The organism is Massilia sp. YIM B02763 (genome assembly GCF_030412015.1).
Taxonomy (GTDB): Bacteria; Pseudomonadota; Gammaproteobacteria; order Burkholderiales; family Burkholderiaceae_D; genus Telluria.
The window spans coordinates 147706-160085 of sequence record NZ_JASNRD010000011.1 but is presented as its reverse complement, the minus strand read 5'-3'; the positions used below and the strand labels follow the sequence as shown (position 1 = coordinate 160085).

Sequence of the window (12380 nt, the reverse complement as noted above, 5' to 3'; positions counted from 1 at the left end):
CAACCACCATGACCCAACAACTGCAGACCATCATCGAGACCGCCTGGGAACAGCGCGCCGAGATCAGCCCGAACAACGCCAGCGCCGAAGTGCGCGACGCCGTTGCCCACGTCCTTGCCGGCCTCGACGACGGCAGCCTGCGCGTGGCGCAGAAGGATACCGGCACCTGGGTGGTGAACCAGTGGATCAAGAAGGCCGTCCTGCTGTCGTTCCGCCTCGAGAACAACGTGCCGGTCGAAGGCGGCGGCATGCAGTTCTACGACAAGGTGCCGACCAAGTTCGCCAACTACAGCGCCGACGACTTCGCCAAGGGCGGTTTCCGCGTGGTGCCGCCGGCCGTGGCCCGCCGCGGTTCCTTCATCGGCAAGAACGTCGTGCTGATGCCGTCCTACGTGAACATCGGCGCCTACGTCGACGAAGGCACCATGGTCGACACCTGGGCCACCGTCGGCTCCTGCGCCCAGATCGGCAAGAACGTGCACCTGTCGGGCGGCGTCGGCATCGGCGGCGTGCTGGAACCGATGCAGGCCAACCCGACCATCATCGAAGACAACTGCTTCATCGGCGCCCGTTCGGAAATCGTCGAAGGCGTGATCGTCGAGGAGAACTCCGTGATCTCGATGGGCGTGTACATCGGCCAGTCGACCAAGATCTACAACCGCGAAACGGGCGAAGTCACCTACGGCCGCGTGCCGTCGGGCTCCGTGGTCGTGTCGGGCAGCCTGCCGTCGGCCGACGGCAAGTACAGCCTGTACTGCGCCGTCATCGTCAAGCGCGTCGATGCGCAGACGCGCGCCAAGACGGGTATCAACGAGCTGCTGCGCGGCGTGTAATCAGCCGACGGCACCCGGTAGGGTGGACGGCTTGCCGTCCACGCGTCCAACCAGCGTGTGCGGAACGCGTGGACGGCAAAGCCGTCCACCCTACGTATCTCCGACCCCTACCAGGGAGACAAGGCCATGGCCATGGAACGCCTGTTCCAATTGATGAAGGAAAAGAACGCGTCCGACATATTCTTCGCGGTCAATTCTCCTGTACACATCAAGATCAACGGCAACCTCATCCCGATCAACCAGCACAAGCTGGAACCGGACAATATCCACTCGCTGCTGTCCGAAGTCGCCACGCCCGAGCAGATGGCCGAGCTGGCACGCGACAACGAACTCAATATGGGCATCTCGGTCGCCAATCTCGGCCGTTTCCGCCTGTCCGCCTTCCGCCAGCGCGGCACCATCTCGGCCGTGTTCCGCTTCATCCCGGCCAGCATCCCGCCGCTCGCCGAGCTGGGCCTGCCGCCCGTGCTGTCCGACCTGATCATGGAAAAGCGCGGCCTGCTGCTGATCGTGGGCGCCACCGGCTCCGGCAAGTCGACGACCATCGCCTCGATGCTGGACTACCGCAACGAACAGCGGTCCGGCCACATCCTGACGCTGGAAGACCCGATCGAGTACCTGTTCAAGAACAAGAAGGCGATCGTCAACCAGCGCGAGATCGGCAGCGACGCCGCCAGCTTCGACGTCGCCCTGCGCAATTCCCTGCGCCAGGCGCCCGACTGCATCCTGATCGGCGAGATCCGCGACAAGGACACGATGGCGGCCGCCCTCGCCTATGCCCAGTCCGGCCACCTGGTGCTGGCCACGCTGCACGCGAACAACAGCTACAACGCGCTGAACCGCATCATCAGCTTCTACCCGATCGAGAACCGCCCGGCCCTGCTGCAGGACCTGTCCTCGACCGTCAAGGCGATCGTGTCGCAACGCCTGGTGCGCGCCAAGGCGGGCGGCCCGCGCCAGCCGGCCGTCGAGGTCATGGTCAACACCCGCTACGTGGCCGACCTGATCGAAAAAGGCGACATCGGCCAGATCCGCGAAGCGATCGACAACAGCCTGTCGCCCGGCTCGCAATCGTTCGAGCGGGCGCTGCTGGACCTGGTACAGGCCGGCCTCGTCACCCAGGACGAGGCGCTGGCGAATGCCGACTCGGCGACGAATTTGCTCTGGCTCATCAACAACGGGCCGGCGGGCAGCCCGAAGAAGGAGGAAGCCCCGGCCAAGCCCGCCGAGCCGCCGCCGGGCCCCTCGTTCACCGAATTTACACTGGACAACTAGTCTCGTAGCGCTAGCGCGGCGGACAAAGCGGCGTGACGGGGCGCTGCGCATCCAGCCCGCGCACCGTGACGTCGGGCTCGCCCAGGCCACGGTCGAAGACGAAGCGCAGCGGGCCGCCCCGTTCGGCGAAGTCGTGGTCGCTCAGCGGCACGATCTCGACGCTGCCGGTGCGGGCCATCTCGGCGTGGTAGCGGATGCCGGAGCGGGTCACGCGCAGCGTGTCGCCATTGGACAGCTCGTAGGTGCCGGCGATGCCGGACCAGCCCTGTAGCGGGACCAGCGTGCGGGGCGAGCAATTGATTCTTACCTTGGCGGCGTCGGCAAGGCCGGGCAGCGCCACGAACGTGCAGCAGAGTAAACCCATCGCGATGCGTCGCATGATCACTCCTCGGGACTCGACAATACATCTGACCGGCCGCCGCGCGATTGGTTCGGCGCGGCGCGCCCCCGCGGCGATTGCTACACTAAGAGCCTGTCCCAGTAGGCGGCCTGTGCTATCCTTCGCGGCTTCCCGAACCGCAACACCCGCCGGCCACGGCCGGCCCAGTACTTTCGCCAATGAAAAAGACCCTCTACGGTATTCCCAACTGCGACACCGTCAAAAAAGCACGCACCTGGCTGGCCGACCATGGCCAGGACTTCGCCTTCCACGACTTCAAGAAACAGGGCCTGGACCGCGCCACCGTCGCGTCCTGGCTCGAGCAGGCCGATTGGGAGGTCATGGTGAACCGCAAGGGCACGACATGGCGCAAGCTGTCCGACGAGCGCCGCGCGCAAGTCGTCGACAAGGCCAGCGCCCTCGAACTGATGCTGGAAAACCCGTCCGTCATCAAGCGCCCGGTACTGGAAGGCGCAGGCCCCTTGTCGGTCGGCTTCTCGGACGCGCAGTACGGGGCCATGTTCGGGAGCGGCAAGGCATGAAGGCATCGCGTACCCAGTTGCTGACCGAAGAGCTGATCGCGCTCGACTCCGTCACCCCGCACGACAAGGGCTGCCAGCAGCGCCTGATCGACTTGCTGTCCCCGCTGGGCTTCGTGTGCGAGACCATCGAATCGAACGGCGTGACCAATCTGTGGGCGCGGCGCGGCACGGCCTCCCCCGTGTTCGTGTTCGCCGGCCATACCGACGTGGTGCCGTCCGGCCCCGTCGAGCAGTGGGCGTCGCAGCCGTTCGCGCCGACCGTCCGCGACGGCAAGCTGTACGGCCGCGGCGCCTCCGACATGAAGGCCTCGATCGCCGCGATGGTCGTCGCGTCCGAGGAATTCGTCGCCGCCCACCCGCAGCATGAAGGCTCGATCGCCTTCCTGATCACGAGCGACGAGGAAGGCCCGGCCGTGGACGGCACCGTGGTCGTGTGCGAGATGCTGGAAGAGCGTGGCGAGAAGATCGATTATTGCCTGGTCGGCGAGCCGACCTCCAGCCACGTGCTGGGCGACATGATCAAGAACGGCCGCCGCGGCTCGCTGTCGGGCTGCCTGGTCGTGAAAGGCGTGCAGGGCCACATCGCCTACCCGCACCTGGCGCGCAACCCGATCCACCAGGCCGCGCCGGCGCTGGCCGAGCTGGCCGCCGAGGTCTGGGACGAAGGCAACGAGTACTTCCCGCCGACCAGCTGGCAGGTATCGAACATCGCGGCCGGTACCGGCGCCACCAACGTGATCCCGGGCGAGCTGAAGGTCGACTTCAACTTCCGCTTCTCGACCGCCAGCACGGCCGAGGGCCTTCAGGCGCGCGTGCATGCGATCCTGGACCGCCACGGCCTGGACTACGACCTGCAATGGACGCTGTCCGGCGAGCCCTTCCTGACGCCGAAGGGCACGCTGTCGGACGCCGTGTGCGGTTCCATCCGCGCGGAGCTGGGCGTGACGACGGAGCTGTCGACCACCGGCGGGACCTCGGACGGCCGCTTCATCGCCCGCATCTGCCCCCAGGTGGTAGAATTCGGGCCACTCAACGCCAGCATCCACAAGATCGACGAGCACATCGAGGTGCGCTACATCGATCCGCTCAAGAACATCTACCGCCGCACGCTCGAGCGCCTGCTGGCAAGCACGCCGTCCGCGGCATGACCAAAGGCCATACCATGACCACGACCACTTTTAGCACGCCGCGCGACCTGCTGCGCTACGCCGTCACCCGCTTCAACGGCGCCAAGCTGTTCTTCGGCCACGGCAGCGCCGAAGCCATCGACGAAGCCGCCTACCTGATCCTGCACACGCTCAAGCTCCCGCTCGACAAGCTGGACCCGTTCCTGGACGCGCGCCTGCTGCCCGAGGAAGTGCTGCAGGTGCTGGCCGTGATCGAGCGCCGCGTCAGCGAGCGCGTGCCGGCCGCCTACATCACCAACGAGGCCTGGCTGGGCAGCTACCACTTCTACGTCGACGAGCGCGTGCTGGTGCCCCGTTCCTTCATCGCGGAACTGATCCCGAACGCCTTCAGCCCCTGGGTCGCCGATCCGGACGCCGTCGAGAACGTGCTCGAACTGTGCACGGGCTCCGGCTGCCTGGCGATCATGATGGCCGACGCCTTCCCGAACGCCGTCGTCGACGCCGTCGACATCTCGGGCGACGCGCTGGCCGTCGCCGAGCGCAACATCCGCGACTACAAGCTGGAAGGCCGCGTCAACCCGATCGAATCGGACCTGTACCAGAACGTGCCGTTCAAGAAGTACGACCTGATCGTCACCAACCCGCCGTACGTGAACAGCGACTCGATGGCCAAGCTGCCGCCGGAGTACCTGCGCGAACCGCAGATCGCCCTGGCCGGCGGCGAGGACGGCATGGACCTGGTGCGCAAGATCGTCGACGGCGCCGCCGAGCGCCTGACGCCGGAAGGCATCCTGGTGGTGGAGATCGGCAACGAGCGCGACTACGCGGAAGCCGCCTTCGGCGCGCTGGGCCTGACCTGGCTGACCACCAGCATCGGCGACGATGCGGTGTTCCTGCTGACGGCGGAACAGCTGACGAAATAAATGCACCACCACCGTCGTCCCTGCGCAGGCAGGGACCCAATGTTGCAAGCGCCAACGCAGCGTTCGCAGAACTTGGGGCCCTGCCTGCGCAGGGAGTCATTGCCGGCAATGCCGGCAATGACGAAGCACCATAACGCTTAAATCTCTCATGATCCGATTCCTCAACGTCAGCCTGATGCGCGGCACCAAGCCGCTGCTGGAAGACGCCGACCTCACCCTCAATCCCGGCGACAAGATCGGCCTGATCGGCGCCAACGGCGCCGGCAAGTCCAGCCTGTTCGCGATGCTGCGCGGCGAACTGCACCCGGACCAGGGCGAGATCGACTTCCCGGCGCGCTGGCGCATGGCCTACGTGGCCCAGGAAACCCCGGCGCTGGACCGCCCGGCCATCGACTACGCGATCGACGGCGACGTGAACCTGCGCCGCCTGCAGGCCGAACTGGAGCGCCTGGAAGCCCTGCCCCACACGACGGAAAACGGCATCGCCATCGGCGAGGTCCACTCCGGCCTGGCCGACGCCGACGCCTACACGGTGCAGTCGCGCGCGGAGCAGCTGCTGCTGGGCCTGGGCTTCACGCTGGAACAGATGGCGCGTCCCGTGTCGAGCTTCTCGGGCGGCTGGCGCATGCGCCTGAACCTGGCGCAGGCGCTGATGTGCCCTTCCGACCTGCTGCTGCTGGACGAACCGACCAACCACCTGGACCTGGACGCGATTATCTGGCTGGAAGACTGGCTGAAACGCTATCCGGGCACCCTCATCGTGATCTCGCACGACCGCGACTTCCTCGACGAAGTCGTGAACGTCGTCGTGCACATCGACGAGCGCAAGCTGAAGCGCTACTCGGGCAACTACTCGGCGTTCGAGCGCCAGCGCGCGGCCCACCTGGTGCTGGCCGCGGCCGCCTACGAAAAGCAGCAGCGCACGCGCGCCCACCTGCAATCCTTCGTCGACCGCTTCAAGGCCAAGGCCACCAAGGCGCGCCAGGCCCAGAGCCGCATGAAGGCGCTGGCCAAGATGGAGGAACTGGCGCCGCTGCGCGCGGCCGCGGAGTTTTCCTTCGAGTTCCGCGAGCCACTGTCGGCACCGAACCCGCTGCTGGTGATGGAAGACGTCGACGCCGGCTACCCGGTCCTGGACGCCCACGGAGACAAGGTCGACGCCAAGGTCATCGTACGGCGCGTGAACTTCTCGCTGCAGACGGGCCAGCGCATCGGCCTGCTGGGCGTGAACGGCGCCGGCAAGTCCACGCTGATCAAGACCATCGCGTCGGAACTGGACCCCGTGTCCGGCACCGCCACGCTGGGCAAGGGCCTCGTGATCGGCTACTTCGCCCAGCACCAGGTCGAGATGCTGCGCCACGACGAGTCGCCGCTGTGGCACTTGCAGAAGATCGCGCCGACGACGCGCGAGCAGGAACTGCGCAACTTCCTGGGCGGCTTCAACTTCCCGGGCGACATGGTGACCAGCCCGATCAAGCCCTTCTCCGGCGGCGAGAAAGCCCGCCTGGCGCTGGCGCTGATCGTGTGGCAGCGCCCCAACCTGCTGCTGCTGGACGAACCGACCAACCACCTGGACCTGGAAACGCGCGAGGCGCTGACGCTGGCGCTGGCGCAGTTCGAAGGCACGCTGATGGTGGTCTCGCACGACCGCCACCTGCTGCGCGCCACCACCGACCAGTTCGTGATCGTCGCCGACGGCCGCCTGCAGCCGTTCGACGGCGACCTGGACGACTACAAGGACTGGCTGTTCCAGACCAAGCTGGGCAAGGGCACCGAGGCGCCCGCGCTGCCGTCCACCGAGGCCAAGGCGCCCGCGCCGGCCGCGCCCGTACCAGCCGTCGACCGCAAGGAACAGAAGCGGCTGGAGGCCGAGGAGCGCCAGCGCCTGGCCGCGCTGAAGAAGCCGATCGAGAACCGCATCAAGCGCCTGGAGGAGCAGATGGCCAAGCTGAACGCGAAGAAGGCGGAGGTCGACGCGCGCCTCCTCGACCCGGCCATCTACGAAGCGGACAAGAAGGAGGAATTGAAGAACCTGGTGGCGGACCAGGCCTTCCTGACGCGCGACCTGGGGAACCTGGAAACGGAGTGGCTGGAATTGCAGGAGCAGTTGGAAGGGTTGACTGCCTGATACCGTCGTCCCTGCGAAGGCAGGGACCCAAGTTGCGTGAACCTTCGCGAAATTAGGCCCCTGCCTGCGCAGGGGCGACGTGCGAGCTGTGCCTGTCGTATCAGGCGACGTGTCGCGCCGCCTCCAGCACCGAGCCCTTCACCGACATCAGCCGGTCGATATCCACCAGGATCAGCCGCCTGCCGTCGCACTGCCCGACGCCGATCAGGTAGCCCGCCTTTCCGCCATCCGCGCCCGGCACCGGCACGATCTGCTCGGGCGCCAGCGTCACCACGCCGGTGACGCCATCCACCACCATCCCCATCGTGCAGTGCGACAGCTTCAGGATGATCACGTCGGTCAGCGGGTCCGGCGCATCCGGGCTGCTGCCGAAGGCGGAGCGCATGTCGACCAGCGGCATGATCACGCCGCGCGAGACGGCCACGCCGCCGACGATCTCGCCCTGCGAGGTGAAGCGCTCCAGCGTCTTGAGCACGCGCAGTTCCTCCACCTTGGCGAAATCGATGCCGTATTCGAGGCCGCCGAGCGTGAAGCTCAGGAACTGCTGGCCGATTGCAAAGGAGGAGGCGGAGGCGATGGTATCGTGCATGGCAAAGTCCTTTCTCGGAACCTTGCCATGCTACGGCGCCACGGGATGGCGCTGTTGATTGCAGTCAACTATCGCAGCCGTCGATCCGTCGTGATTACTTCAGCTGCGCATCCGTCACGGCCAGCTGCTTGTTCTGCGCATCCAGCCAGGCCTTGAGCGGCGCGAAGTACTCGAGCATCGCGGTGGCGTCCAGGCGCTCTTCGCCCGTCACCGCCTTCAGCGCTTCCGGCCACGGCTTGCTGGTGCCCATTTCCAGCATCTGCTGGAACTTGGCGCCGGCTTTCTTGTTCGCGTAGATCGAGCAGCGGTTCAGCGGACCCGTATCGCCGGCTTCGCGGCACAGCGCGCGGTGGAATTGGAACTGCAGGACGTGGGCGAGGAAGTAGCGCGCGTACGGGGTGTCGCTGGCGACGTGGAACTTGGCGCCGGCGTCGAAGCCGTCGGCCGCGAGCGGCGCGGGACGCGACACGCCCTGGTACTGCTCCTTCAGCGCCCACCAGGCCTTGTCGTAGTCGGCCGGCTTGACCTGGCCGCTGTACACCTGCCAGCGCCACTTGTCGACCATGTAGGCGAAGGGCATGAAGGCGACCTTCTGCAGCGCCGTGTACAGCAGCGGACCGATGTCCTGGGACGGGTCCGGCTCCGTCTTCATCAGGCCGACCTTCTTGAGGTAGGCCGGCGTGATCGACAGCGCGACGGTGTCGCCGATGGCTTCGTGGAAGCCGTCGTTGGCGCCGTTCTTGAACAGCGGCGGCTGCGTGCTGTACGCGAGGTCGTAGTACAGGTGGCCCAGCTCGTGGTGGATGGTGCGGAAGTCCTCGGCCGTCGGGGTGATGCACATCTTGACGCGCACGTCGTCCTTGCCGTCCAGGTCCCAGGCCGAGGCGTGGCAGACCACGTCGCGGTCGCGCGGCTTGGTCAGCAGCGAGCGCTCCCAGAACGTCTGCGGCAGCTTGCGCATGCCCAGCGAGGTATAGAAGCCTTCGGCGTAGCGCGTCATCTCGACGGCCGTCGTCTTGCGCTCTTCCAGCAGCGCCGTCAGGTCCTCGCCCTTGGCGTCGTTGGCGGGTTTCAGCAGCGGGTACAGGTTGTCCCAGCTCTGCGCCCACATATTGCCCAGCAGGTGGGCCGGGATCGGGCCGCTGGCCGGCACGTTGGCCGGGCCGTAGGCCTGGCGCAGCTTGTAGCGGGTGTAGGTGTGCAGCGCCTCGTACAGCGGGCGCACCTGCTGCCACAGGCGCTCCATGTCGGCGGCGAAGGCGTCCGGGGCCATGTCGTAGCGCGAGCGCCACAGCGCGCCCGTGTCGGCGAAGCCCATCGCGCGCGCGCCCTTGTTCGACAGCTCGACGTACTTCGCGTAGTCCCCCTTGTAGGCCGGCGACTGGGCGTGCCAGCCGAGCCAGGCGTCCTTCAGCCTGGCGGGGTCGTGGCTGGTGGCCAGGATCTTCTCGAGCTCGCCCAGCGGCATGCATGCGGGTTGCGCCGCGCCGGCCGTCGCCGGCGGGCAGTATTTCGCCTTGCCGTAGGCGCCCGTCATGCTGGCGGCCAGGCGCGCGTAGGCGGCGCGGTCGGCACCGTCGGACAGCACCAGGTTCTGGCGCAGCAGCATCAGCTTGCGCGCGTCGTCGGCGGGCAGCTTGAGGTCCTTGTAGCGGCCGGCCTTCAGCGCCACGGCGCCGGACAGGCCCAGGTACTGCTCGTTGGCCTGGGCGGTCAGCGTCTCGGTGTCGAGCGTGATGAAGTTCTCGGCGACCCATTCGGCGCGGCCGGCGTCGAGGCCGAGGCGGTCGAGGTCGCGTTCGGAGTCGGCAATGAAGCGCTGGGCTTCGGCCACGGTGGGCTTGGCGGTGGAGGTGGTGGCAGCCTTGGTGGCGGCGCCGGCCGGCATGGACGCGGCGCAGCTGGCGACCAGCAGCGCGATCAGGCGCGGCTGGAATGGACGCATGGTCTTCAAGTGGTTCCCTCGGTGTGTGGTTGTCGTCGTGGCGCCGCCAGGACGATGGCGGCGCGCACCGAGTATAAGGGCTCGCTCAGCCCTGCGAAAGGGCATCCGCGCTGTTCCACGCCACCTGCCCGCTGCTGCCCGCGAACAGCAGCTCGCCGCGCTGCGGGCCGCGCAGGCGCGTGCGGATCTCGCGCGGCGCGAGGCGGTACGGCGCGCTGCCCGCCGCCGGGCTGTAGCCCAGGATCCGCACCTGGGTCTCGCCCTGCACCAGGCGCACGGTGACGGCCGACACGCTGGCGGCATCGACCCGCTGCGCCTCCAGCCGCGCCAGCATCTGCGCCCCTTCGCGCTGCTGCGCCTCGGCCGCCTTGACCTTGTTCGACACCTCGCCGATCGCCTTCAGCGCCGGCCCCACGTCCTGGCCCATGCGCTGGAACTGGCGGGTCTGCTCGGGTGACAGGCTGATCTCGTTCTTGCGCACGCGCGAGGCCAGCATCAGGTAGCGGCGCACGTCCGGCTTGGACGTCATCGCCTCCATCTGCGTCTTGAGCTGCGCCGCCAGCGCCTCGAACTGGGCCATGCGCTGGCCCACCGCGGCGATCACTTCCTCGATGTGCGGCCCTTCCGGGCACAGCACGGCCACCAGCATCTCGTTCTGCTTGCGCGGCGAGGTGCCCTCGATCGTCACGCGGCGGCCGGCGACGGCGCTGCCTTCCGCGATCTCGACCTCGACCTCGTCGCCGATCACCTCGCAGTTGATCGCATGGCCGATGCGGATGCGCGTGCCCGAGACGACGCAGTTCTCGGCCCGCTCCAATGTCACGCCGCCCTCCTCGGCCTGCAGCACCGCGTTCGAGGCGACGCCGCGCACGACGATGTCGCCGCGCCGGTTGGCGACGCTGCCGCCGATCAGGTTCGCATGCAGCAGCACGGTGCCGCCGCGCGAGACCAGGTGGCCGTACACGTCGCCGTGCACGACGATGCCCTCGCCTTCGAGCGTGCGCATCTCCTGCACGTCGCCGAATTCCTCGTAGTCGCCGGTCAGCTGCAGATTGCCCGTGGTGCGGGCGCTCACGCCGTCGTGGCTGACGATCTTGTCGCCGACCGAGACGCGGCTGGTCTTGGCATCCACGGACAGGAAGCCCGCCTGCGTCGAGACGAGGAATTCGCCGTCGCGGCCGCGCTCGACCATGGTGCCCGGCCCCGCATACGGCGCCAGGTCGGTGTCGCGTCCCGGCGCGGCCGGCAGCGCGCTGCCCGAGACCTCGAAGCCGTTCGCGCCCTGCGTGGCCGCGATCTTCTGCAGCAGGCGCACGCCGGCCTGGATCTGCGGGAAGCGGTTCTGGAAGCTGGTGAGGTCGAGGCGCCCGTCGGCAAGCTGGCGCGGCGCGTCGTTGCGGTGGATGTCGCGCGAGACTTCGTCGACGTGCGCATCCACGCCGGGCACCGGGTCGAGGCGGCGCGCCACCGTCACGCGGTCGGCGCGGCCCGCATGCGCCGCGGCCATGGCGGCGCGCACGGCGTCGACGTCGATCCCGAAGCGCACGCCCTTGGTCCAGACGTCGGCGATGAATTCGTCGACGTCCAGCGCCGTCAGCTGCTCGGGCGCCTCGGGGTCGGCGGGATCGGGCAGCCAGGCCGGCTCGAACATGTAGTCGGCCCAGCCGCCGCTGATCTTGACGGCGCGGTACAGCGCCTTGCGCACGGGGTCGAAGGGGCGGATGGCGGCGGCGATGCGCACGACCGGCACGCCGTCCGGGCCGACGGGCAGCGCCGGACCGTGGCCGTACAGGGCCTTGATGAGGATGGGGTAGTCGACGCCGGCGAAATAGCGGCCGGCGCGGAAGATGGCGTCGACGGCCGCGATCAACGTCGTGCCGAGCACGCTCGGGTCGGCGTAGACGCCGTCGGGGCGCTGCGCGATGCAATGTTCCAGGTCGCCGGCAGCGGCGAAGCGCGCGGCCGGTACGACGGATTCGGTGGACACGATGGGCTCCCGTCCAGGGTTGGCGACCCGGCAGGGTCGGGGCCGGGGTCGGAAGCTGGCAAGCGTATCACGTTGATGCCACGAAATAAATATGTGGCAACTCTATTGTTGCAAAGAAATCAGGGATGACGTTATCCCAACATGCACCGGCGTCCGGCGCACGGTGCCGGATCAGCGCTGGCGCGGGTACAGGTCGCGGCCCGCTTCGTTGATCTGGCGGCGCAGGTCGCGCCGTTCGTCCTGGGTCATGCGGCCGCCGCGGCGCTCGGACTGCTGCTGGTCCTGCTGCATGCGGCGCTGCTCTTCCATGGCGCGGAACTCGGCCTGGCGGCTATCGGCCTGGCGATTGTCGCGGTCCTGCGGCGGCAACTGGAAGCGCTCGGCACGGTGGCCCTGCATGACCTGGTCGTCGCGGCGTTCGCCATACTGCTGGGCCATTGCTCCACCGGCTGCCAGCACCAGAGCGCACGCCAACGCGGCGCGACGCGCGGCGCGGGCCAGCCGGCCTGCCTTCGTCTCTGCTCGTTGGTGGGTGAACGCACTGTACATGGTGTTCCTCTTCCGCGATGCCATCTAAGGGGATAAGCTTAAAGAATGTGTTGTGAAGCGCTGGTCTATCGATGAATCCAGTGTATGTGGAAACCGCGTAGGG

At 67.7% G+C, this 12380-nt stretch carries 11 protein-coding genes; 6 read left to right on the top strand and 5 right to left on the bottom strand.

Annotated features, from left to right (window positions below; translation table 11 throughout):
- Positions 1–8: 8 nt before the first annotated feature.
- Both dapD and QPK32_RS15725 read left to right on the top strand, forming a co-directional pair.
- Positions 9–833, top strand: coding sequence for a 2,3,4,5-tetrahydropyridine-2,6-dicarboxylate N-succinyltransferase (gene dapD, locus QPK32_RS15730; protein ID WP_290413733.1), 825 nt, complete (start codon positions 9–11; stop codon positions 831–833).
- Between the two features lie 126 nt (positions 834–959).
- Positions 960–2108: a PilT/PilU family type 4a pilus ATPase gene (locus QPK32_RS15725; protein WP_290413732.1), complete on the top strand. Its 1149-nt coding sequence runs from the start codon at positions 960–962 to the stop codon at positions 2106–2108.
- Between the two features lie 10 nt (positions 2109–2118).
- On the opposite strand, the gene QPK32_RS15720 is transcribed toward QPK32_RS15725, so the two are convergent.
- Entirely contained in the window at positions 2119–2487 is a 369-nt protein-coding gene (locus tag QPK32_RS15720; RefSeq protein WP_290413731.1) for a hypothetical protein, read from the bottom strand.
- A 179-nt stretch (positions 2488–2666) separates the two neighbouring features.
- On the opposite strand from QPK32_RS15720, the gene QPK32_RS15715 reads away from it, so the two are divergent.
- The 4 genes from QPK32_RS15715 (at position 2667) to QPK32_RS15700 (ending at position 7207) form a co-directional block, all read left to right on the top strand.
- Positions 2667–3029 (top strand): ArsC family reductase, encoded by a 363-nt coding sequence (locus tag QPK32_RS15715; protein ID WP_290413730.1) that lies wholly within the window; start codon positions 2667–2669, stop codon positions 3027–3029.
- Positions 3026–4177: a succinyl-diaminopimelate desuccinylase gene (gene dapE, locus QPK32_RS15710; RefSeq protein ID WP_290413729.1), complete on the top strand. Its 1152-nt coding sequence runs from the start codon at positions 3026–3028 to the stop codon at positions 4175–4177. The genes QPK32_RS15715 and dapE overlap by 4 nt, the downstream gene beginning before the upstream one ends.
- A gap of 14 nt (positions 4178–4191) precedes the next feature.
- The gene (prmB, locus tag QPK32_RS15705; RefSeq protein ID WP_290413728.1) at positions 4192–5079 is read left to right on the top strand and encodes a 50S ribosomal protein L3 N(5)-glutamine methyltransferase; all 888 of its coding nucleotides are present in this window, start codon (positions 4192–4194) and stop codon (positions 5077–5079) included.
- Positions 5080–5227: 148 nt separating this feature from the next.
- Positions 5228–7207: an ATP-binding cassette domain-containing protein gene (locus QPK32_RS15700; protein ID WP_290413727.1), complete on the top strand. Its 1980-nt coding sequence runs from the start codon at positions 5228–5230 to the stop codon at positions 7205–7207.
- 100 nt (positions 7208–7307) lie between these two features.
- Here the strand turns inward: QPK32_RS15700 and QPK32_RS15695 are convergent, their stop codons facing one another.
- The 4 genes from QPK32_RS15695 to QPK32_RS15680 form a co-directional block, all read right to left on the bottom strand.
- The gene (locus QPK32_RS15695; RefSeq protein ID WP_290413726.1) at positions 7308–7796 is read right to left on the bottom strand and encodes a chemotaxis protein CheW; all 489 of its coding nucleotides are present in this window, start codon (positions 7794–7796) and stop codon (positions 7308–7310) included.
- A gap of 94 nt (positions 7797–7890) precedes the next feature.
- Complete coding sequence (locus QPK32_RS15690; RefSeq protein WP_290413725.1) at positions 7891–9741, bottom strand: M2 family metallopeptidase; 1851 nt, start codon at positions 9739–9741, stop codon at positions 7891–7893.
- Positions 9742–9826: 85 nt separating this feature from the next.
- Entirely contained in the window at positions 9827–11728 is a 1902-nt protein-coding gene (locus QPK32_RS15685; protein WP_290413724.1) for a flagellar assembly protein A, read from the bottom strand.
- A gap of 171 nt (positions 11729–11899) precedes the next feature.
- Complete coding sequence (locus QPK32_RS15680) at positions 11900–12166, bottom strand: hypothetical protein (RefSeq protein ID WP_290413723.1); 267 nt, start codon at positions 12164–12166, stop codon at positions 11900–11902.
- Between the last annotated feature and the right edge of the window lie 214 nt (positions 12167–12380).